A 21,330-nucleotide genomic window follows, 5' to 3' on the forward strand; every position below is an offset into this window, starting at 1 on the left:
TGAACGGAAACTGTCCAAGATCTACGGACAACCGCCGACCCGACGACACCATCCGCCTTCCCCGCGACCCTTGGAGCGGGAGATCCCGCCCCCCGCAACCAGCAGGCAGCGGACCGCCGGCGGCGTACGGCAGGCGACGAGCAGCGGACGGCGGCCGACGGACGGCGAACAGCGGACGGCGAACAGCGGACGGCGGACGGCGAACAGCAGACGGCGGACGGCAGACGGCGGACGGCGGACGGCAGACGGCGAACAGCAGACGGCGAACAGCAGACGGCGAACAGCAGACGGCGAACAGCAGACGGCGGACGGCAGACGGCGGACGACGGCGAGCAGCGAGCAGCGACGGGTGAACGGCGTTACCGGCCATCGGCGGTGGGTGGATGCGACGGGTGAACGGCGACCGGCGACAGCAGGAATGCCGCTGGCCGGCACCCCGTGTTGCGGGTGCCGGCCAGCGGTCGGTGTCATGCCGTCGTGCGGTAGTCGTGCCGTTCGGTCGTGCGGTGGGTCAGCTGTTCCAGTACTGGCCGACCAGATCAGCGGCCTGCTGCTCCCACTGGGCGTACGCGTCCGGGTAAGCCGACACCTGTACGGTCTGCGCGGCGTCGGTCAGCGGCATGTCCTGCCACCCATCGACCTGCTTGAGGCCCTTGAGGAACGCCGTCGTCGAGTACTCGGGGTCAGTGATCTGCTCCGGGGTACCCCAACCACTGGACGGGCGCTGCTGGAACAGGCCCAGCGAGTCATGGTCGTTCATGTCGCCGAGGTGGCCCAGGTTTTCCAGCTTCGACTCCTGCAGGCTCGTCGCGATCGAGATCACCGCGGCCCGCTCCGGGAGACCGGCCTTCTTCGTCGCGGCGATGATCGCCTTGACGTTGGCCGTCTGCTCATCGTTGAGAGTGATGTGCGACTGCTCGCCCTGGGTACCGTGCGGGATCAGCTTGCTGACGTCGGGCTTGTCGGCCTGCACCGCTACCGCGACGGGCCTGGCGTCGACCGGGTTCGCCACGTGAGCGATCGGGCCGGCGAAGACACCACCGGCGAACGCGAGACCAGCAACGGACAACACACTCTTACGCATGATCGTGTTCATGGGGGTAGCTCCTTCGGGGGTAGAACACCCGACCGCCAAGGGGAACAGCGGTCACGGGTGTGAGCACCTCGTCCGGCGCTGCACAAAACAAGGAAAAGTCTTCGGGGGGTGACGCCCACCAGGGCGTCGATCGGCGACCTAACGGGCGGAAGGCTCGTGGCGCCGGGTCCATCTGTAACGACCGGCGGGCCGGCGTCATTCCGGGGCGGCCCATCCACCGGGCACCCTCATCAAGGCGGCGCCGGGGCGGTCGGTCGTGGGGACTGCAACGACCGGGGGGCCGACAGCATTCCGGGTGGCCCATGCGCCGGCACCCTCATCAAGTCAGTGCCGAGGCGGTCGGTCGTGGGGACTGCAACGACCGGGCGGAGGCTGGCATTCCAACCTGCGATCCAAGCCTGTGAGGGCCGGGGCGGTGGGTCGGTGGTGCTGCGATCGTCAGGGTATGTAACGACCCCGGCCCGGCCATGATTCCGGCCCACGGGTGGGGCCGGCCACATCGCGCACCGCCACAAACCGGTCAAATCGTCCGAACGACCGGACGCCTACGGCAGCCAGACCTCCCCGCGCGGTGTGATCCACTCGAGTTCCCTGATATCGGGGCATCCGGAGCGACTCGACACCGCGACATCAAGGAAACCGAGTCGATCACGGATACACCGGGCGGCGCATGACGCCCAATTCACCCAACATGGGCGGCCGACCCGGCGGGGCCGGCCCACCGTCGCGGCGATGCGCGCGGCATGCATGGCGTGGGCACGGTGGGCGGCGTAACTGGACGCTAGGGACGGTTTTGGTCTGTCAGGCGGGAGCGCACCTTTGCGGCGCAGGCGTCCAGGACCGTTTGCGCGTCCAGCCCCAGGCTTTCGATGGCCACCAACGCGGTGAAGGCGACGTCGGCCAACTCCGCCGCGACGTCCTCGCGGGTGTGGGTGACACCCTTGCGTGGATTCTGCCCGAGCAGACCGATCCAGGCGGCCGAGGCCTCCCCCGCCTCTTCGGTCAGCTTGAGGATGCGGCAGGTCAGCTCGGTCTGCCCGGTGCCGTTCGCCCCGTCCAGCCAGCTGCGCGACGCACGGGCTGCCTCCCAGATCGACTCGTCCACGGCGACCAGTCAACCCGACCGACCCGCCGGGCGACACGGCCGGGGTACGGCACGGCCGGGGTACGGCACGGCCGGGGTACGGCACGGCCGGGGTACGGCACGGCCGGGGTACGGCACGGCCGCGACGGATACGTCGCCGACGGGCAAGCCGACGGCCAGGACCACCCGCGTACGGGCGGTGTGATCGGCTGGGCAGTCGTGCTTGACCCGTCGGTCAGCGTACCCATTGACACCGGTCTACGACGGTTCTAGGTTCAGGGCGCTACCGGCCGGTAGGCAACCGTCCCGCTGGTCGCCCCCGGGCGACGTCCGTCCGATGGGGAGCATCGATGCTGTCCACACCCGTTCGCACCCTCCGCCGGCTGCTCGCCGCCACCGCGACGCTGACCCTCGCGGTCGGGTTGGCCGGTGCCGCACCGGCCAGCGCCACCGGTCGCGACGCGAGGGGCGGCGAACCGCTGCCCGGCTACACCATCGAGAATCCACCGTTGGCCCCACTGGTCGTGAGCGGCAAGCCGACGACGGTACGCCAGGGCGTGCACCGCCACGCCGGGTACATCATCGAGGTCCCGGCCCGGTGGAACGGCGACCTGGTGTTGTGGGCGCACGGTTACCGCGGCCAGGGCATGGTGCTCTCGCCGGAACCGCCGGCTTTCGGGCTGCGCCAGCGTCTCCTGGAGCAGGGGTACGCCTGGGCGTCGTCCTCGTACGACCGTAACGGCTTCGACATCCGCTCCGGGGTGCTGGGGACGAAGGACCTCGCCGACCACTTCGGGCGGACGGTCCGTCGGCCGAAGCACACGTATGTCGCCGGGGTGTCGATGGGCGGGTACGTCATCGGTCGTTCACTGGAGCAGTACCCCGGCTACTACGACGGCGCGTTGCCGATGTGCGGGGTACTCGGCGATCAGACGCTGCTGGACTTCTACCTGGACTACAACCTGGTCGCGCAGGCCCTCGCCGGGGTGCCGGCCTATCCCACGCCGGCTGATTATCTGACCAACGCGGTACCCCGCATCCAGGTGGCGCTCGGCCTGGGCGGGCTGACCCCCACCGGGCCGGACACCACCACGGACCGGGGCAAGCAGTTGCGGGCGATCACGGTGAACCGTTCCGGTGGGCCACGTCCGGGGGCGGACGCGGCGTTCGCGCTCTGGAAGGACTTCCTCTTCTCCATCACCGTGACCAGTGGTGGCGACTCCCCCGCGCAACGGCCCGGCCAGCTGTCCACCAATCTGCTCACCCGCTACGCCCCGAACAGCCCGGTCAACGTCAACGCGACGGTGCAGCGGGTCGCCCCGGAGAACCTGCGGCAGCGGCTGCTGCCGACACTGACCGAGGTGCCGCGGATCGCCGGCCGCCCGACCGCGCCGGTGCTCAGCCTGCACGGTCTCGGCGACCTGTTCGTACCGTTCAGCATGGAGCAGGCGTACGCCACCGACGTGGCGCGGCACGGTCGCAGCAAGCTGGTGGTTCAGCGGGCGATCCGGGCCACGCAGCACTGCGAGTTCACCCCGGGGGAGGCCGGCGCCGCCTGGGACGACCTGGTGTCCTGGGTACGCACCGGAAGGCGCCCGGCCGGCGACACCGTGACCGACCCGGCGGTGGTGGCCCGACCCGACTACGGCTGCCGGTTCAGTGACCGGGACGCGTACGCGGCGGGGTTCGGCACCCGCCGTCTCTACCCGGCCTGCTGAGGTACGCGCAACAAGAAGAACCGGCCGGCCCCCGTCGAAGGGAGCCGGCCGGCCTTGCGTGCGGGTGTCACCAGAGCTGCTGGACGATGTCCGCCGCCTGCTCCTCCCACTGCGCGTACGCGTACGGGAAGGCGGAGACCTGAACGGTCTGCGCGGCGGCGGTCAGCGGCAGGTCCTGCCAGCCGCCGACGTTCTTGAGTGCGGTGAAGAACGCCGTGGCGGCGTACTCCGGGTCGGTGATCTGGTCGGGCGTGCCCCAACCGGACGACGGACGCTGCTGGAACAGGCCCTGCGAGTCGTGGTCGTTGTACGCGCCGAGGTGGCCGAGGTTGTACAGCTTCGACTCCTGCAGCGAGGTGGCGACGCCGATCACCGCGCCCCGGTCACCGACGCCGGTCTTCTTGGCGGCGTCGACGATGGCCCGGGCGTTGGCCAGCTGGGCGTCGTCGAGGGGTACCCGCGACTGTGCGCCCTCGATGCCGTGTGGGATCAGCTGTGCCCGGCTGGGCTTGCCGGCCGGCGGCTTGCCGGTGGCGGAGCCGGTGGTCAAGCCCGACTCGACGGGCTGCTCGTCATTCTGCTGTGCCGAGGTGGCGGCCTTGCCGGTGGCGAGGTCGATGGCGGCGACGGCGCCCTGGTGCGGTCCGGAGGTGACCGGGGCGGCGGCTGCGGTCGGCGCGAGCGCCAGACCGCCGAGGGCGGCCACACCGGCCACGCTCAGTGCGGTCTTGCGGTACGAGTCCTTGGCGATGGCGGGGAGCCATCGAGTGAAGTCGACCTTCACGATGGTTGCCCTTTCGATCGTGCGAAGCGCTCCGGGGTGAACACTCCTCGGGGAATGACCGCGGGAATGGGTTTGGGCTCCGGCGGTACGGGGGACACAACCAGGTTCACGTGTCGGGCATTCCGGAAATGCCGGAGCCCGGCCGGCTGCGATCCCGGTCACGGCGCCGAGTCGGACATGGCGGGGCTGCCCACCTCAGGTCGGACGGCCGTGACGGAGGGTGTTTTCGGAAGCCGGGGGCAATGTCCGAACGCCAGCCTTTGCTCTGCTTACTTATACGCACCGGTGACGGCCCGTGATTGCGGTGAGGAACGTCCGTGGCTGGCGGAAACGGCCCATTCGCAGCTCGCGGGACGTGGTGCAGATAGGTAAGCAGAGCAAAGGGGTCATGCGACGTGATGGGAGGCGGGCGGCTAGCGCGGTTGTCGCTACCGGGAGTGGGCGTCTAGGCCAGCACGGTGGGGGTGGTTGCCGTGCGGTTCGCCGTACCGGACGAGTACGTGCCAGAGCTGTTTGAGGTGCTGGAGGGTCTCGACCACCGGGCCCCGGTCCGCCCACCGCTCCGGCTCGGTGACCACCGACACCGCACCGCGACCGATCAGCGCCGCGTCCACCGGCGCGCCCGACCGGGCGAACTCCCGGTGCAGTCGCGCGGCCAGCCCCGGGATCGCCGGGCCCCGGAACTCGGCGTCGACCCGGTCGACGGCCAGCGCGAAGCCGGGGTCCCACCGCAGCGGGAAACCGTGCCGCCGGGCGATCGATTCCAACGTCGCGCCGGTCGGGGTGCCGGCGAAGGACGGGTCCACCACCAGTTCCTCGACGTCACGCCCGAGGTCCAGGGTGCCGTGGATCTGGGCCTCCACGTAGTCGTCGAGCGCGCGGCCGACCCTGAACGGCGCAGTTGTCCCGTTCCGTACCGTCCGAGCGAGGATGCCGACGTCCGTTCCGGCACGTCCCAGGCACGCACCGGTGGCGGCCATGCCGGTCAGGAGCCCGGCGAGCACCGGCTCGAAGGCGTCTCGAACATCCGTTGTTCCCAGCGGTCCCGGTCCCCACCGGGATACGCCGTGAGCCCACCGTTGGAGATCCCGGTGACGAACTGACTGCGGTACACACCGTCCTCGAACAGGGCGGCGGCGACGGTACGCCCGTCGACGCACAACCGGTCGGGGTGGAAATTGACGGTGAGCTGACCACCGCGGACCACGGCGGCGAGCAGATCATGCACGCCGGCGACGCCGAGTTCCCGAGTGATCGTGGCGGTGGCGGTGCGACGCTCGGCTACGGCCAAAGACCGCACATGGGCCAGGGCCGTTCTTGCGCCGGGGTGAGAGTGGCGGCCCGGAAGCTGCCCGGCTCAGCTGTCGCTGTCACCGTCGGGCTCCGCGTTCCGGGTCCCGTCACCCTCGTCCGTTTTGAGGAGTTCCTGGAAGATGGTGATCTGGAGGTCGGCCGGGGCGTCGAGGCGGGAGTTGAGCGACTGCCACGGCGTACGCGTCGGCGGCGCGATCTCGCTCGCCCCGGCGGCCACCAGACGAGCGGTCGTCGCCTCCGTGTCGTCCACCTCGAAAGCCACCCGGATGCGCGGCGCGACCTGCCGACCCACCTCGACCTCGTCGATCAGGCGTTTCTGCGCGGGGTTGGCGATCTCCAGGGTGGCGCGTCCGGCGTCCAGGATCACCACCCGGGCATCCCCCTCGCCGCTGAACGCCGCCTCCTCCGGCAGGCCCAGCGCGTCCCGGAAGAACGCGACGGCGGCCTCGTGATCGGCGGCCTCCACCACGAGGCGCAGCTGACGGACGACGGGGGCGGGAGGGTCGGCGGCCATGAGCGGAAGCATAGGCGTGGCGGGTTAGGTTGGGACCGTCCAGGAGGGGGGCGACGATGGTCGAGGCTGTGAGCGAGGACGGGTACCTGCTGCGCCCGGTCGGCCGGGTCGCCTCGTCGCTGACCGACGCGGCGAGCGCGCCACGGCAGGGCGACGAGGGCGCGCCGACGGCGTGGCTGGTCTTCGATTCGCAGGTCGAGCGGGCCCTGCGTGATCTGCGGGTCGGCGCGGAGCTACTGCTGTTGACCTGGTTGGACCGCGCCCGACGCGACGTGCTGGCGGTGCACCCACGCGGCGACGAGACCCGGCCGGAGACCGGGGTCTTCAGCACCCGCTCCCCGCACCGGCCCAACCCGATCGGGCTGCACCGGGTGCTGGCGATGGACGGGCTGCGCGTCGAGGTGGCCGACCTGGAGGCCCTCGACGGCACCCCGATCCTGGACGTCAAACCGGTGCTGGGCGCGGCCGACGAACGCTGAGCCCGTCGACCGCGCACCAGGCCACAAGCCGCCAGGCCCGCAGGGGTCAGTGCCCGCAGGAGTCAGTGCCCGCGGGCCAACCACTCCTGCAGGTGCGGCGCCTCCGCGCCGATCGTCGTGTCGTCCCCGTGGCCGGTGTGCACGACCGTCTCCGCCGGGAGGGTCAGCAGCCGGGTGCGGATCGACCGGATGATGGTGTCGAAGTCGCTGTACGAGCGGCCGGTCGCGCCCGGACCACCGGCGAAGAGCGTGTCGCCGGTGAACACGGCGCCCAGCTCGGGCACGTGGAAGCTGCACGCACCGGGGCTGTGCCCGGGGGTGTGCAGCACCCGCAGCGTGGTGCCGGCCAGCTCGATGATCTGCCCGTCGTGCAACTCGCCGTTGGGCGGCAGGTGCGGGTGGACCATGTCCCAGAGGACCCGGTCGGCGGTGTGCAGCAGCACCGGCGCGCCGGTGGCCTCGGCCAGTGCGGGCGCCACCCGGACGTGGTCGTCGTGGGCGTGGGTGGCCAGGATCGCCCGGACCTGCCGGTCCCCCACCAGGGCGAGGATCGCCGCCACGTCGTGCGGCGCGTCCACGATGACGCACTCGCGGTCGTCACCGATCACCCAGACGTTGTTGTCCACGTCGAACGTCTGCCCGTCCAGGGAGAACGTGCCCGAGGTGACCGCGCGGTCGACGCGGGCGGTCACGGGAACACCACCACCGAGCGGAGCACGTCGCCGTGGTGCATCCGCTCGAACGCGGTCTCGACCTGGTCGAGTGCGATCTCCTCGGTGACGAACGCGTCGAGGTCGAGCCGGCCCTGCAGGTACAGCTCGGTGAGCATCGGGAAGTCCCGGCTGGGCAGGCAGTCGCCGTACCAACTGGACTTGAGGGCGCCGCCGCGCCCGAAGACGTCCAGCAGCGGCAGCTCGATCTGCATCTGCGGGGTCGGTACGCCGACCAGCACCACCGTGCCGGCCAGGTCCCGGGCGTAGAACGCCTGCTTCCAGGTCTCCGGTCGGCCCACCGCGTCGATCACCACGTCGGCGCCGAAGCCACCGGTGACGGCACGGATCGCCTCGACCGGGTCGGCCTCGGATGCGTTCACGGTGTGCGTGGCGCCGAACTTGCGCGCCCAGTCGAGCTTGCGGCTGTCGGTGTCCACCGCGACGATCGTGGTCGCGCCGGCGAGGGCCGCACCGGCGACCGCCGCGTCCCCGACGCCGCCGCAGCCGATCACCGCGACCGAGTCGCCCCGGGTGACGTTTCCGGTGTTCATCGCCGCACCCAGCCCGGCCATCACCCCGCATCCGAGCAGACCCACGGCGGCGGGTCGGGCCGCCGGGTCCACCTTGGTGCACTGCCCGGCGTGCACCAGGGTCTTCTCGGCGAACGCCCCGATGCCCAGTGCCGGGGCGAGTTCGGTGCCGTCGGTGAGGGTCATCCGCTGGGTGGCATTGTGGGTGTTGAAGCAGTACCAGGGACGACCCCGACGGCAGGCGCGGCAGACCCCGCAGACCGCCCGCCAGTTGAGTACCACGAAGTCGCCCGGGGCGACGTCGGTGACGCCCTCGCCGACCTGCTCCACGATGCCGGCCGCCTCGTGACCGAGCAGGAACGGGTAGTCGTCGTTGATGCCGCCCTCGCGGTAGTGCAGGTCGGTGTGGCAGACACCGCACGACTGAATCCGGACGATCGCCTCACCGGGCCCGGGATCGGGCACCACGATGGTGGTGACCTCGACCGGCGCGCCCTTGCTGCGGGAGATGACTCCCCGGACTTCCTGGCTCACTTCGCCTCCTGCTGGTGGTCTACGGCAGGGCCGAACGCCGGGTGCGCGGGTGTGCCACGGGCTCGGCGATGGGCCCCTGGCGAACCTACCGCGACCACCACGGCCAGCCCAGTCGGTCCGGCGGTTATCGGGGGCGGTCCGGGGTACGCGGGCCGCATTCGACCACGGCCAACGGGAGTGACAATGAAATTCGCGCACCTGCCGCTGCGGGTCAGCATCGGCGCGTACATCCTCAACTCGGGTCTGGGCAAGCGGAACCTGGAGGGCGCTGCCGCGGAGGGCATGCACGGGATGGCGGTCGCCGCCATGCCCCAGCTCGGTCAACTGGAGCCGGCGCGCTTCGCCAAGCTGCTGTCGTACTCGGAGATCGCCCTGGGGGCCGCGCTGATCGCGCCGTTCGTCCCGGCGCCCCTGGTCGGGCTCGGCCTGACCGCGTTCGGCGCCGGCTTGATCCAGCTGTACCTGAAGACGCCGGGGATGCGCGAGCCCGGGAGCATCCGCCCCACCCAGCAGGGCGTGGGGCTGGCCAAGGACGTCTGGTTGGTCGGCGCGGGCCTGACCCTGGTGTTGGAGGGGCTGACCCACGGGCGTCGGCGCGGCTGACCCGGAGGGCGGGCGGAAAAGCTGCGGTGACCCAACCTCGTTCGGTGCGGCCGTTCTACCGGCCGATGCTTCCACGCCGTCGCGACGAGCCACACCGTGCGGCCACCCCGCTGGAGCTGTTCTTCGACCTCTGCTTCGTGGTGGCCGTGGCGCAGGCCGCCGCCAGCCTGCACCATTACCTAACCGAGGGTCGCCTCGCCCACGCGGTCACCGGTTACGTGATGGTGTTCTTCGCGATCTGGTGGTCGTGGATGAACTTCACCTGGTTCGCCTCGGCCTACGACACCGACGACGACGTCTACCGGATCACCACACTGGTGCAGATCGCCGGGGCGTTGATCCTGGCGGCCGGGGTGCCGCGCGCCTTCTTGGACGGCGACTTCGCCGTCATCACCTACGGGTACGTGGTGATGCGGCTGGCCGCCGTCGTGCACTGGAGCCGGGCGGCCGTCGGCGACCCCGCGCACCGTACGGTGGCGCGCCGCTACGCGGTCGGCGTGACGGTGGTGCAGCTCGGGTGGCTGCTGCGACTGTTGCTGCCCGCCGAGTGGGGCATCGCGTCGTTCGTGCTGCTGGGGCTGGCCGACCTGCTGGTGCCGGCGGTGGCCGAACGCACCGGGATGACCCCGTGGCACCCCGCGCACATCACCGAGCGGTACGGGCTGTTCACCCTGATCGTGCTCGGTGAGGCGGTCGGGGCCGTCTCGTTGGCGATCCAGGACGGGCTCGACGCCGGGGAACACGACCTCTGGTCGCTCGCGGCGGCCGGCGCGGTCATCGTGTTCGCGCTCTGGTGGCTCTACTTCGACCGGCGCAACGAGGCGCCCGACCGGTTGCCGTACTCCCTGGTCTGGGGTTATGGCCACTACCTCATCTTCGCGGCGATCGCCGCGGTCGGCGCCGGTCTGAGCGTGTCGGTGGATTACGAACGGCACCTCGCGCACGTCTCGGAGCGGACCGCCGGGTACGGGGTGGCCGTCCCGATCGCCGTCTTCCTGCTCACGGTCTGGGTGCTGCACGTACGCCGGCAGCAGCACGGCGCGGTGGTCGTCGCCTTCCCGGTCGTCGCGCTGCTGGCCCTGCTCGCGCCGCTCGGCCCGGAACCGGTGTACGTGCTCGCGGCGCTGCTGGTCGCTCTCGTGGCGCTGACCATCCTGTTGCGCCGCCGCGACCTCCGCCCGAACCCGACGGTGACCGGCTCAGGCTGACCACGCCGTGTCGCCGGATCCGGTGTGGAACTTCCCGGCCCGGCTTCCGAGCGCGACAGCCCGCGAGTGGGCAGAATCGTGTCATGTATCGCCGCCGATGGTTGCTGGCCGACCAACTCGGGCCGCACTTCCTCGACGACCCCGACCAGCCGGTGCTGCTGGTGGAGATCCGGGAACTCTTCCGCCGACAGCCGATGCACCGGCAGAAGGCGCACCTGATCCTCTCCGCGCTGCGGCACCGGGCGGCCGAGTTGGGCGACCGGGCGTTGCTGCTGCGCACCGACACGTTCCGGGAGGCGTTGACGCAGGTCGCCGAGCCGGTGGAGGTGTGTCACCCGCACTCCCGGGCGGCGTTGCGCTTCGCCCGGTCGGTGCCGGGGCTGACCGTGCTGCCACCCCGGGGTTTCATCACCAGTCAGGCCGACTTCGCCGGCTGGGCGGACCGGGCCCGGCGTGGCACGCTGCGGATGGCCGACTTCTACCGGCACGCCCGCCGCCGCCACGGCGTCCTGACCGCGCCAGCCGGGAGCGCAGGGCGGCGACCCCGCGCCGAGAACCGGGTCGCGGCGGCGCCGCCACCACCGCCGCCGCCACCGATCGTCGAGGACGACATCGACGCGCAGGTTCGCCGTGAGCTGGACCGGTGGGCCGCGGACGGGGTGCGGTTCGTCGGCCGGGACGGCCCCCGGCAGCACCCCGCCACCCACGCCGAGGCGCAAGCCCGGCTGACGCACTTCCTGACCCACCGGCTGCCCGGGTACGGCCGCTACGCCGACGTGATGAGCGTCGACGACCCGCTGTTCGCGCACTCGGCGCTGTCGTCCTCGTTCAACCTCGGGTTGCTCGACCCGGAGCCGGCGGTGCGCGCCGCCGAACAGGCGTGGCGCGTCGGCGCGGCTCCCCGGACGGCGGTGGAGCCGTTCATCCGGGGTCTGCTCGGCTGGCGGGAGTTCCTCTGGCAGCTGTACTGGTATTTCGAGCCACCGTTTCGGGGGGCGAACTGGCTGGCCGCGACCGAGCCGCTGCCGGATTGGTTCGCCGGACTGGACGCCGACGCGGTGGAGGCCCGCTGCCTGGCCGACGTCCTCGGCGCCGTCCGGGACCGGGCCTGGACACACCACACGCCCCGGTTGCTGGTTTTGGGCAACTACGCGTTGCAACGCGGGTGGCGCCCGACCGAACTGGCGGACTGGTTCCGGCGTTGCTTCGTCGACGGCACCGACTGGGTGATGAACGCGACGGTGATCGGTATGAGTCAGTACGCCGACCTGGCCCGGGTGGACACCCGCCCGTACGCGGTGGACGGCACCGAAATCGACGAGATCAGCGACTACTGCTCGGGCTGCCGCTACCTGCCCGAGCGGGCGCTCGGTGACCTGGCCTGCCCGTACACCGGAGGTTTCGAGAGTTTCCTGCACCGCAACCGGGGCCGGCTGGTGGCCGATGCACGCCTCGCCGCCGAGCTGGCCCGCCGCGACGAGACGGAGCACCGCGAGGCGGTGCTGGCGCAGGAGGAGAAGCGGGGCAGCTCGGCACCGTGACCGGGGCTGCCATCTCCGCATGGCCTGGCGGTTAGTCCTCCGGTGCTCGGCTGGACGTCATGATCCAGTTGGTCTCCCAGGTCTGCTCGCCGTCGACGGAGAACGCCTGCTCCCAGCGGGCGGTGGTCGCGCTGATGTCGGACCAGATGAACCGGCACCGCACCGGGCGCCCCTCGTGCTGGTCGTCGGCGTAGAAGCGGCCGACGCCGTCGACGAAGCGACCCACCATCGGCGGTTGTTCCAGCACCCCGATACCGCTGTTCATCCAGTAGATCGACCACTCCTTCCGGGCGGGGTCGAAGATCCTGATCGTGGCGCCCGTGAAACCCTTCGTCGGGAAGGTGATCTCGTCGAAGTTGCCGCCGCCACCGAAGAAGCTGTGCGCGACGGACACCCCCGGAAACTCGTCCCACTCGTCGGAGCCGACGAGCCGCTCCCGCAGCCGCCGGTTCACCACGTTCCAGGTGCCCACGTAGAAGTCGAAGTCGCCCATCAGCGGCCCACCGGCCCTTCCGCTCGAATGTCGCCCAGGTAGCCGGTCAGATCGGGGCTCTCCGGCACCAGCATGTGGCGGACCCAGGCGGCCCGCTCGTGTTCCAGCACCGCCAGCTCCCACACGCAGCCGACCTCGCGCCGATCCAGCTCGACGAAGTGGGTCGGGTCGTCGTCCGGGCAGTCCAGCGCCGGCTGCCCGGCCACCGCGATGTGCACCTGCAGCGCGTTGTCCCACACCCAGGTGTACGCCAGCAGGTAGGCGCCGCTGTCCGCGCCCCGGTGCAGCACCACCCACCCGGCGGCCGGGGTGCCGTCGGTCACCGCGCGGGCCAGCAGCGCCGGCAGTACGTCGTACGCGGCCTTCTCCACCTCCGGTTCGATAGGCCGTTCCGGCTGGTCGATGTGGTAACGCTTGAGCTGCCAACCGTCCACCGTGACCGGTCCGGGCGTTCGTAGGTCCTTGTCGCGAAATGCCATGCCGGGACGGTAGAACCCCTCCCCTGACAGCTAGTGTCAGTGAAGTGCGAGCGAGTCGACTTCTTTCCGTCCTGCTGCTGCTCCAGTCGCACGGGCGGTTGACCGCCGCGCAGCTCGCCGAGCGGTTGGCGGTCTCCCCCCGCACCATCTACCGGGACGTCGAGTCGCTGCACGCCGCCGGCATCCCGCTCTACGGGGAGGCCGGGCACGCCGGCGGCTACCAGCTGGTCGACGGCTGGCGGACCCGCCTCACCGGGCTGACCGCCGAGGAGGCCGACCGGCTGTTCCTCGCCGGGCTGCCCGGCCCCGCCGACGAGCTGGGCTACGGCGATGTGGTGGCCGCGCTGCAACTCAAGCTGCACGCCGCGCTCCCCGCGCCGCTGCGCGACCGGGCCACCCAACTCCAGCAGCGCTTCCACCTGGACACCCCCGGCTGGTACGCGGACGGCGACGCCTCCCCGGAGCTGGCCCGTACGGCGGAGGCGGTCTGGCGACAGCACCGCGTCGAGGTGCGCTACCGCGGCTGGAACGGCGAGGTGACCCGAATCCTGGAGCCGTACGGCCTGGTGCTCAAGGGGGGCCGCTGGTATGTGGTGGCCGACCAGCCCGGCCGGGGCGCGCCGGCGACGTACCGCGTCAGCCAGATCCTCACCCTCACTCCGCTGGCCCAGGAGTTCGACCGACCCGCCGACTTCGACCTGCCGGCCTGGTGGCGGGCGCACGTGGTGCAGTTCCGGGCCCGACTGCACCGCGACGATGCCACCGTCCGACTCTCCCCGGCGGGGCGGGAGCGGCTGCGCGAGATCGGCAGCGACCCGGTGGTGACCGCGATGAACGCCAGCGCCGGGCCACCGGACGCGCGGGGTTGGGTGACCGCGGTGCTGCCGATCGAGTCGCTCACCCACGCCCACGGTGAGCTGCTGCGCCTCGGCGCCGAGGTCGAGGTGCTGGCCCCGGAGGCGCTGCGCGAACGGCTGGCCGCCACCGCGGCCGGGCTCGCCGCGCTCTACTCCCCCGCCTGAGCGGCGTCCGCCCCTCCACAGTGGAAGCGCCGGGGGCATCGATTGTCGGCACGGTGTGCCACCCTGGGACGGTCATCAATGGTCACCGGAGGTGAGGGTCACGCTACGGCTACGCGCACTGGTCGCCGTCCCCGGCACCGGGCCGGTGACCCTCGACGTTCCCGCCGGCACGCTCGCCGCCCTGGTGGCGCCGCCCCGGTTCGGCACGGCGGTCGCCCGGGTGCTGGCCGGGCTCGCCCCGCCGGTTACCGGTCGCATCCTCGTCGACGACCGCGACGTCACGGGCCTGCCGCCGCCGCGCCGGCAGATCGGCTACGTGCCCGCCGGCGGCGCGCTGCTGCCGCAGCTCACCGTGCGGCGCAACATCGAGTACGGGCAGCGCAAACGCGAACGGGTGCACGAGGTGGCCGACGACTGGACGGCCACCGTGGTCGACCGGCTCGAGTTGGCGCTCTCCCTCGCCCTGCTGCCGCACCAGATCTCCGCCGCCCAGCGGTTCCGGGTGGCGCTCGCCCGAGCGGCGGCCTGCCTACCAGAGGTGCTGGTGGTCGACCTGCCGGCCGGTTCGGCGGGCGACAGCCGCCTCGGTGACCTGATGCCCCGCCTCTCCCCACCGGACGCCCCCGGCGTGGCGGTGCTGGTCTGCACCGCCGACCCGGCCACCCTGGCGGAGATCCCGGTGCGGCACGAGCTGGTCACCGAGCCGAGCGAGGCAGCCCGATGAGGCCGACGGGCCGGGCGAGTCGTCGTACGCTGCTGCGCGCCGCCGCCACGGGCGCCGCCGCCCTGGCCGCCGGTTGCTCCGGCGGGACCCGGTCGGTGCAGGTCGCGGTGGTCTGGAGCACCAGCGAGCTGGACCGGTTCCGCGAGGTCGTCGCCGGCTACCCCGCCCCCGTGCAGGTGGTCAGCGCCGGAAACGACATCGACGCGTTCCTGCGCGCCCGACACCTCGCCGGCACCAGCCCGGACGTGGCGATCCTGCCGCGCCCCGGCCTGGTCACCGAATATGCCCAGCGCGGGTGGCTGAGCCCGGTGCGCCCGTCCGCCGACTACGCGGTGCCCGCCGGGCTGGGCGAGTTGCTGATGACCGGGAGTCAGCGCTATGGCGTCTGGGTCAAGTCGGCGCACAAGTCGCTGGTCTGGCACCTGCCCTCCATGCTGCCCGTGCGGCCGGTCACCTGGGACGCGCTGGTCCAACTGACCAGGGAGCTGGGGGCGCGCGCACGACGCGACGGCGGCCCGGCACCCCTGGCCATCGGTGCCGCGGACGGCTGGGTGCTCACCGACTGGTTCGAGAATGTCCTCGCCGACGTGGCGCCGGAGAGTTACAACGCGCTCGCCCGGCCCGGCGCCAACTGGCAGGACGAGCCGGTGCGGGAGGCGCTGGACCGGCTGGCCGAGCTGTGGAGCATCGACGGCGCGTTCGTCGGCGGCGGCCGTCGCGCCCTGCTCACCCAGTACGAGGAATCGGTGATCCAGGTGGTGCACACCCGACGGGCGGTGATGCTGCTCGGGGCCGATTTCACCGCCGACGTCGTCGGCCCGTTCCAACGCGGGCCGGAAGCACCTGTCACGTTCCGGTTCCCGGGCACCCGGTCCGGCGGCGGCCCGCTGATCGTCGGCGGGGACGCGGCCGTGGCGTTCGCCGACGCCCGGGGCGGAGTCGAGCTGGTCGAGTGGCTCACCAGGGCCGACTCGTTCCAGCCCTGGCTGCGCGAGGGCGGTTACCTCTCGCCCAACACCAACGTCTCGATCAGCAGCTACACCGACGGCGTCGGCCAGCGACTCGCCATGGAGATGCGGGCCCCCGGCACCCTGCGGTTCGACCTCTCCGACCAGTTGCCCGGCGCGTTCACCGGCTCCGACGGGGTCGGCATCTGGCGGATCATGCAGGGCTTCTTCGCCGACGTCACCGACGGGGTCCGGGCCGGCGAGGCGATCCGCCGGGCCACCGGCCTGCTCGCCGCGGCGGCCGACAGCGCGGGGGGCGGCCGATGAGCCAGGTCCGGGTCCTCGGCGAGCTGGCCGTCCTCGACGACGTGGGGCCAGCCCGACGGGGTCGGGCGTACCCGGCGGCGGGGGCGACCTCGGCCCTGCTGTTGCCGGCCGCGGTGCTGCTCGGCGGGCTGCTGCTCTGGCCGGTGCTGCGGACCATGCACGCCAGCGTCACCACCGACGGTCGGTGGGTCGGTGCGGCGCACTTCCGGACCGCGCTCGCCGCCCCGGGCACCGGCGCGGTGGTCGGCCGGACGGTCCTCTGGGCTCTGCTGGTGCCGGCGGTGGTGACCGCACTGGGCTACCTGCTCGCTGCCGCGTCCCGCCGCTCCCAGGAGGGCGGCCTGGTCCGGTTGATCCTCCTGGTGCCGGTGGCGTTGCCGCTGGTCGTCACCGGGGTCACCTTCCGGCTGATGTACGACCCGGACCCGAGCCGGGGGCTGGCCACCCTGGTCGCGACCCGGCTCGCCGGCCGTTCGGTCGAGGACGCGCCGCAGCTGCTCGGGCCGGGAATGGTCACCGTCGCGTTGATGTCGGCGTTCGTCTGGGCCTGGGTCGGGTTGGCGGTGCTGGTCTTCCGGTCCGCGCTGGACGCGGTGCCGCCGAGCCTCGCCGACGCGGTCCGCGCCTATGGCGGCAAGCGTCGCCACGTGCTGTGGGACGCGCAGTGGCGCCCGCTGCTGCTGCGGACGACGGCGGTGGTCTTCGCGCTGGTGGCGGTCGGCACCAGCCGCACCTTCGACCTCATCCTGGTGATGACCCCCGGTTCGGTCCGCGACGAGGCCTCGGTGCTCGCCCTGCGGATCTGGCAGACGTCCGGAGGCACCACCACCGGCGACGGCGCGGCGCTCGGCGTGGTGTGGCTGGTGGCGGTCATCGGCGGGATCATGGTGGCCGCGCTCTTCGTCCGACAGGCCTGGCCTCCGCCGCGCGTCGAGGCGGCACCGGAGCCCGCACCGGTCGCCCCGCCCCGGCGGGTGTTCCGGCTGCTCGCGGCGGGCGCCGCCATCGCCTGGCTGGTGCCGCTGGCGGTGCTGGTCGCCACGTCGGCGCACGGCAGGGTGGACGCCGCCGCCCGCGGCTGGTGGTCCGCCCCGCCGAATGGTGAGTCCTACCGCAACCTGGTCACCGGCACGGAGCTGTGGCGCACGCTGGGCTTCACCCTGCTGCTGGCCACCGCGGTGACCGCCACGGTGCTGGTGGTCGCGCTGCTGGCCGCGTACCCGTTGGCCTGGTTGACCGGGCCGGCCGCGCAGGCCACCGGGCTGCTGCTGCTGGCCGGCAGCGTGGTGCCGATCCAGGTCATCGCCGGGCCGGTCAACGAGGTGCTGGGCCTGGTGCTCTCCTCCGGCACGGCGCAGGGTCTGGCCCTGGTGCACATCGCGCTGGGCGTACCGTTCGCGGTGCTGGTGCTGCGCAACGCGTTCGCCGACCTGCCGGTCGAGCAGGTCCGCGACGCCCGGCTGGGCGGGCGCCGGTGGTGGCACACCCTGCGCCGGTTGGCCCGGCACAACCTGTCGGCGGTGGTGGCGGTCTCCGTGCTGGAGTTCGTCCAGGTCTGGAACGACCTGGTGGTGGGTCGGCTGTTCAGTGGGCCGGGGTCGTCGCCGCTCGGGCCGTTCCTGGCCGAGCAGACCCGCAGCTTCGTGAGCAACAGTGGCGCGCTGGCCGCCAGTTCGGTGCTCGCCTCGGTGCTGCCGGTGGTGCTCGTGGTCCTGTCGCGTCGGCACCTGGTCGCCGGGCTCGTCTCCGGGGGCGTCCGGTGACCGGGCCGGGCGGTGCGCGCGGTGGCTCGCGCTGGCCGGCGCTGATCGCGATCGGCGGTGTGGTCGGCAGCATCCTCGCCAACGTGGCCAGCAACCTCGTCGGCAATCTCCTCTCCGAGCTGGTGGCCAGCGTGCTCGGGCCGGTGACCATCGTGCTGGCCGCCGGCGGCGTGGTGGGCTACGTGGTGTACGAGGTGCGCCGCCGTCGGGCCGTCCGGGAGGTCGGCCCCGAGCCGACGGACGTGCTGACCACGCCGAACACCGGGGCGTCCACCCTGCCCTACACGGCCGAGTTCACCGGTCGTGGCGAGCATGTCGACGCGGTGGTCGGTCTCCTGGTGCGGGAGCACGCGGTGGCGGTGCTGGGGAGGCGCGCGGTGGGCACCTCGGCGGTCGCGGTGCAGGCCGCGAACCGGTGCCGGGAGGACTTCCCCGACGGGCAGTACTACCTCGACCTGCGGCGGCGGGGCCGACCCCGCTCGGCCCGGCAGGTGCTCACCGCGTTGGCCCGGATCCTGGGCACCACCCCGCCGACCTCCGGCCGGCCGGACGCGCTCGCCGCCGCCGCCGACGCGCTGCGTGGCCAGCTCGACGGTCGCAGGATCCTGCTGGTGCTGGACAACGTCGACCGTCCCGACCAGGTTCGGCCCCTGCTGCCGCCCACCGCGCGCACCTGCCGGTTGCTGCTCGCCGGCGGTCCGGCGCTGGTCGGTCTGGAGGGTGTGGTCGCGCACTGGATCGCCGAGCCGGGCACGGCCGAGGCGGTGGAGCTGTTCGCGACGGCGGGCGGGGCCGCGCCCGGCGCCCGGGTCCGTCGCGCCGACCCGCGCACCGACCCGGCGGTACGCGACATCGTCGACCTGTGCGGGCGACAGCCGCGCACGGTCCGCGCGCTCGGTTACCGCACCGCTCAACACGGCTGGCGGCACTCCGACGTGCTGGACGCTCTGCGCCGCGCGGTGCAGACGCCACCGCACCAACGGCTCGCCGTCTCACCGGTGGCCCGCCTGGTCACCGAACGGGACATCGCGTACCGGGCGTTGCCCCGCCAGGCCCGACGGTTGTACCGGCTGATGTCGCTGGTCCCCGCCCCGGTGGACCGGCCCACCATCGCCGCGCTGGCCGGGCGGCACCCCGAGCTGGTGACCGCGCTGCTCGACCAGTTGGCCGCCGCGGCGTTCGTGGTCGGCGCGCCCGGCGACCGGTACGAGATCCGCCCCCTGCTGGCCGGCAGCGCCCGACTGCACCTGCGGGACGCGGATCCGGCCCGGGCCCGGGTCGCCGCACAGGCCCGGCTGACCCGGCACCTGGCCCGCCGGGCCGACCGGCACGCGGCCAACCTGGCGGTGCTCGGCTCCCCACCGGACCGGGAGTGGTCGCTGCCGCTGGACGACGACCCGTACGGCTGGTTCGACCTTCACCAGGAACTGCTGCTGGCGGTGGTGCGGGTGCCGGCCGGCGCGAAGGAGACCCTCCCCCGCCGGGTCCGCCGGTGGTGGTTCCGGCTGGCCGTGGCGCTGTGCGGGTGGTTGGCGTACGCCGAGCGGCTCGACGAGTGGGAGCAGGTCTGCCGCACCGTGCTGGCCACCCCGACCGCCGACGACCGCCCGGAGATCGCCGGGTGGGCGCACAACGAGCTGGGGGTGCTGCGCCGACGCCGGCACGACCCGCAGGGGGCGGCTGCCGCGCTCACCCTCGCGGTCAACGAGCGTGGGCGGCGGGGCAACGCCCAGGCGCGGATGAACCTCGGCCTGGCCCTGCTCGACCTGGGGCAGCTCGACGACGCGGTGGAGCACCTGGAGATGTCCCGCCGGCACCGCTCCGGCGCGGACCGGGCCGGGCACGCCCTCACCGACCTGGGCCTGGGCGCGGCCCAACTGGCCCGGGGCGAACCGGACACCGCGCACCACCACCTGGTGCGGGCCGCCAACACGTTCCGGTCGGTGGGTGACGCGCGCGGGTACGCGGCGGCGCTGACCAACCTGGTGCTGGTGCACGCGGCGCTCGGCGAGCACCTGGACGCCGCCCAGGCGTGGCGGGCCGCGCTGCGCGAGTACGAGTCGGTCAACGACCCGACCAGCCGGGCGACGGCACTGCTCAACGCCGGGGCGACGCTGCTGAGCAGCACCCCGGGGCAGGCACGGACGGCGTACGAGCTGCTGGCCGAGAGCCGCCGGCTGCGCGAGGAGACCCGGCCGACCGCCGGGCTGGCGCGCACCCTGCTCTACCTGGGCGACGCCTGCGCCGCGCTGGGCGACCACGCCGACGCGCGGCGGCACTGGGCGGACGCGGCGGCGGTGGCGGAGGAGGTCGCCGACGCCCAGGGGTTGGCCGCCGCCGACGCCCGACTCGAGGACGACGCCGACAGCCGCGTGACATAGGTCGCTCGGCTTGGTCGGTGGCACCGCTCTGCGAGACTCTGTGATCGTGGACGCGCTCTCGGTACGGGGACTCAGCCGCAACTTCGGCAACCTGGTCGTGCTCGACGATGTGAGCTTCACGCTCCCGGCGGGCCGGATCGCGGTGGTGCTGGGCCCCAACGGCAGCGGCAAGACCACTCTGCTGCGCTGTGTCGTCGGCGCCGACCGGCCGGACGCGGGTGAGGTACTGGTACAGGGGCGCCGCGCCGACGAGACCGATCCTCAGGTGCGGGCACTGGTGGCGGCCGCCCTGGACGACATCGACTTCTTCCCCGACCTGTCGGTGGTCGAGCACCTGGAGTTGGTCGCGTACGCCCACGGGGGTGACGCCGAGCCGGTCGAGGAGGTCCTCGCCGAGCTGGGTCTGGAGCCGGCCCGCGACCAGCTGCCGGTGACGCTCTCCAGCGGGCAGCGCCGCCGGCTGGCGCTGGCGTCCTGTTTCGTCCGGCCCCGCCGGGTGCTGATCCTGGACGAGCCCGAGCAGCGGTTGGACGTACGCGGGCGGCAGTGGCTCGCCGACCGACTGCTGCGGGAACGGGCGGCGGGCACGGCCGTGTTGCTGGCCTCGCACGACCCGGAGCTGATCGACGCGGTGGTCGACGAGCGCATCGAGATCGGCAAGTGACCGCCGCGCCAGCCACCATCGCCGACACACCGGCCGGAGTGCCCACCGCGCGGCAGGTGCGCACGCACCTGCGCCGGGCCCGCAGCCGGCACCACGACCATTCGCTCGGTGACGTGCTGGGCGACGCGTACGTCATGGTCCTGTTCGTGGGCATGTACGGCTGGTTCGCGATCAGCGCCAGCCGCGACCTGCTGGGCTCGCCCACGGTGGGGCAGGCCGAGCCGGGCGTGCGGTGGTGGCTGGCGGTCGCCGCGCTGCTGGCCGGCGCGGGGCTCGCCTGGCGTGGCCTGCGCGCGCTCGGCCCGCTGCTGGTCACCCCGGCCACGCAGAGCTGGGCGACCAGCGCCCCCATTGACCGACGGGCCTGGCTGGCGCCGCGCTTCGTGCTGCTGCTGGTGGGCGCGGCGGCCGG

General features: G+C 72.7%; 22 protein-coding genes. 12 read left to right on the top strand and 10 right to left on the bottom strand.

Annotation, left to right across the window (positions count from 1 at the left end):
- Positions 1–511 precede the first annotated feature (511 nt).
- Together ABZU52_RS11055 and ABZU52_RS11060 are read right to left on the bottom strand one after the other, a co-directional pair.
- Positions 512–1,096, bottom strand: a complete 585-nt coding sequence (locus ABZU52_RS11055) for a hypothetical protein (protein WP_354970886.1) — start codon at positions 1,094–1,096, stop codon at positions 512–514.
- A 781-nt stretch (positions 1,097–1,877) separates the two neighbouring features.
- Positions 1,878–2,201: a MazG-like family protein gene (locus ABZU52_RS11060; protein WP_354970887.1), complete on the bottom strand. Its 324-nt coding sequence runs from the start codon at positions 2,199–2,201 to the stop codon at positions 1,878–1,880.
- Between the two features lie 329 nt (positions 2,202–2,530).
- Here ABZU52_RS11060 and ABZU52_RS11065 point away from each other — a divergent pair, with 329 nt between their 5' ends.
- A complete protein-coding gene (locus ABZU52_RS11065; protein WP_354970888.1) occupies positions 2,531–3,898 on the top strand; it encodes a hypothetical protein in 1,368 nt (455 codons plus the stop codon).
- 67 nt (positions 3,899–3,965) lie between these two features.
- On the opposite strand, the gene ABZU52_RS11070 is transcribed toward ABZU52_RS11065, so the two are convergent.
- The 4 genes from ABZU52_RS11070 to ABZU52_RS11085 all read right to left on the bottom strand — a co-directional run bounded on the left by ABZU52_RS11070 (position 3,966) and on the right by ABZU52_RS11085 (position 6,510).
- Positions 3,966–4,682 carry a hypothetical protein gene (locus ABZU52_RS11070; protein ID WP_354970889.1) on the bottom strand — a complete coding sequence of 239 codons (717 nt, stop codon included), beginning with the start codon at positions 4,680–4,682 and terminating at the stop codon, positions 3,966–3,968.
- Between the two features lie 428 nt (positions 4,683–5,110).
- The gene (locus tag ABZU52_RS11075; RefSeq protein WP_354970890.1) at positions 5,111–5,686 is read right to left on the bottom strand and encodes a DUF3626 domain-containing protein; all 576 of its coding nucleotides are present in this window, start codon (positions 5,684–5,686) and stop codon (positions 5,111–5,113) included.
- Entirely contained in the window at positions 5,668–5,973 is a 306-nt protein-coding gene (locus tag ABZU52_RS11080; protein WP_354970891.1) for a DUF3626 domain-containing protein, read from the bottom strand. The genes ABZU52_RS11075 and ABZU52_RS11080 overlap by 19 nt, the downstream gene beginning before the upstream one ends.
- A gap of 66 nt (positions 5,974–6,039) precedes the next feature.
- Entirely contained in the window at positions 6,040–6,510 is a 471-nt protein-coding gene (locus ABZU52_RS11085; protein ID WP_354970892.1) for a VOC family protein, read from the bottom strand.
- Between the two features lie 56 nt (positions 6,511–6,566).
- Between ABZU52_RS11085 and tsaA the strand changes: the two genes are divergently transcribed.
- Entirely contained in the window at positions 6,567–6,989 is a 423-nt protein-coding gene (tsaA, locus tag ABZU52_RS11090; protein WP_354970893.1) for a tRNA (N6-threonylcarbamoyladenosine(37)-N6)-methyltransferase TrmO, read from the top strand.
- Positions 6,990–7,051: 62 nt separating this feature from the next.
- On the opposite strand, the gene ABZU52_RS11095 is transcribed toward tsaA, so the two are convergent.
- Entirely contained in the window at positions 7,052–7,681 is a 630-nt protein-coding gene (locus ABZU52_RS11095; protein ID WP_354970894.1) for an MBL fold metallo-hydrolase, read from the bottom strand.
- Positions 7,678–8,766 (bottom strand): S-(hydroxymethyl)mycothiol dehydrogenase, encoded by a 1,089-nt coding sequence (locus ABZU52_RS11100; RefSeq protein ID WP_354970895.1) that lies wholly within the window; start codon positions 8,764–8,766, stop codon positions 7,678–7,680. Before ABZU52_RS11100 ends, ABZU52_RS11095 begins: the two co-directional genes overlap by 4 nt.
- A gap of 183 nt (positions 8,767–8,949) precedes the next feature.
- Between ABZU52_RS11100 and ABZU52_RS11105 the strand changes: the two genes are divergently transcribed.
- The 3 genes from ABZU52_RS11105 (at position 8,950) to ABZU52_RS11115 (ending at position 12,118) form a co-directional block, all read left to right on the top strand.
- A complete protein-coding gene (locus ABZU52_RS11105) occupies positions 8,950–9,369 on the top strand; it encodes a hypothetical protein (protein ID WP_354970896.1) in 420 nt (139 codons plus the stop codon).
- A gap of 44 nt (positions 9,370–9,413) precedes the next feature.
- Positions 9,414–10,577 (top strand): low temperature requirement protein A, encoded by a 1,164-nt coding sequence (locus ABZU52_RS11110; protein WP_354970897.1) that lies wholly within the window; start codon positions 9,414–9,416, stop codon positions 10,575–10,577.
- Between the two features lie 83 nt (positions 10,578–10,660).
- Complete coding sequence (locus ABZU52_RS11115; protein ID WP_354970898.1) at positions 10,661–12,118, top strand: cryptochrome/photolyase family protein; 1,458 nt, start codon at positions 10,661–10,663, stop codon at positions 12,116–12,118.
- Between the two features lie 31 nt (positions 12,119–12,149).
- Here the strand turns inward: ABZU52_RS11115 and ABZU52_RS11120 are convergent, their stop codons facing one another.
- Both ABZU52_RS11120 and ABZU52_RS11125 read right to left on the bottom strand, forming a co-directional pair.
- Positions 12,150–12,611, bottom strand: a complete 462-nt coding sequence (locus ABZU52_RS11120; RefSeq protein ID WP_354970899.1) for a hypothetical protein — start codon at positions 12,609–12,611, stop codon at positions 12,150–12,152.
- Positions 12,611–13,090, bottom strand: a complete 480-nt coding sequence (locus tag ABZU52_RS11125; RefSeq protein ID WP_354970900.1) for a hypothetical protein — start codon at positions 13,088–13,090, stop codon at positions 12,611–12,613. Before ABZU52_RS11125 ends, ABZU52_RS11120 begins: the two co-directional genes overlap by 1 nt.
- A gap of 44 nt (positions 13,091–13,134) precedes the next feature.
- Between ABZU52_RS11125 and ABZU52_RS11130 the strand changes: the two genes are divergently transcribed.
- The 7 genes from ABZU52_RS11130 to ABZU52_RS11160 form a co-directional block, all read left to right on the top strand.
- Positions 13,135–14,112, top strand: a complete 978-nt coding sequence (locus tag ABZU52_RS11130; RefSeq protein ID WP_354970901.1) for a WYL domain-containing protein — start codon at positions 13,135–13,137, stop codon at positions 14,110–14,112.
- Between the two features lie 91 nt (positions 14,113–14,203).
- Positions 14,204–14,836, top strand: a complete 633-nt coding sequence (locus ABZU52_RS11135) for an ATP-binding cassette domain-containing protein (RefSeq protein WP_354970902.1) — start codon at positions 14,204–14,206, stop codon at positions 14,834–14,836.
- Positions 14,833–16,110, top strand: a complete 1,278-nt coding sequence (locus ABZU52_RS11140; RefSeq protein WP_354970903.1) for an extracellular solute-binding protein — start codon at positions 14,833–14,835, stop codon at positions 16,108–16,110. The genes ABZU52_RS11135 and ABZU52_RS11140 overlap by 4 nt, the downstream gene beginning before the upstream one ends.
- Positions 16,107–17,873, top strand: a complete 1,767-nt coding sequence (locus ABZU52_RS11145; RefSeq protein WP_354970904.1) for a hypothetical protein — start codon at positions 16,107–16,109, stop codon at positions 17,871–17,873. Before ABZU52_RS11140 ends, ABZU52_RS11145 begins: the two co-directional genes overlap by 4 nt.
- A complete protein-coding gene (locus ABZU52_RS11150) occupies positions 17,870–20,254 on the top strand; it encodes a tetratricopeptide repeat protein (RefSeq protein ID WP_354970905.1) in 2,385 nt (794 codons plus the stop codon). Before ABZU52_RS11145 ends, ABZU52_RS11150 begins: the two co-directional genes overlap by 4 nt.
- A 46-nt stretch (positions 20,255–20,300) precedes the next feature.
- Positions 20,301–20,918 carry an ABC transporter ATP-binding protein gene (locus tag ABZU52_RS11155; RefSeq protein WP_354970906.1) on the top strand — a complete coding sequence of 206 codons (618 nt, stop codon included), beginning with the start codon at positions 20,301–20,303 and terminating at the stop codon, positions 20,916–20,918.
- The coding region (locus ABZU52_RS11160; RefSeq protein WP_354970907.1) for a DUF6297 family protein at positions 20,915–21,330 on the top strand (416 nt) is incomplete at its 3' end. The genes ABZU52_RS11155 and ABZU52_RS11160, both read left to right, overlap by 4 nt.

Origin of the sequence: Micromonospora sp. NPDC005220, from assembly GCF_040607895.1 — a bacterium.
GTDB lineage: Bacteria > Actinomycetota > Actinomycetes > Mycobacteriales > Micromonosporaceae > Micromonospora.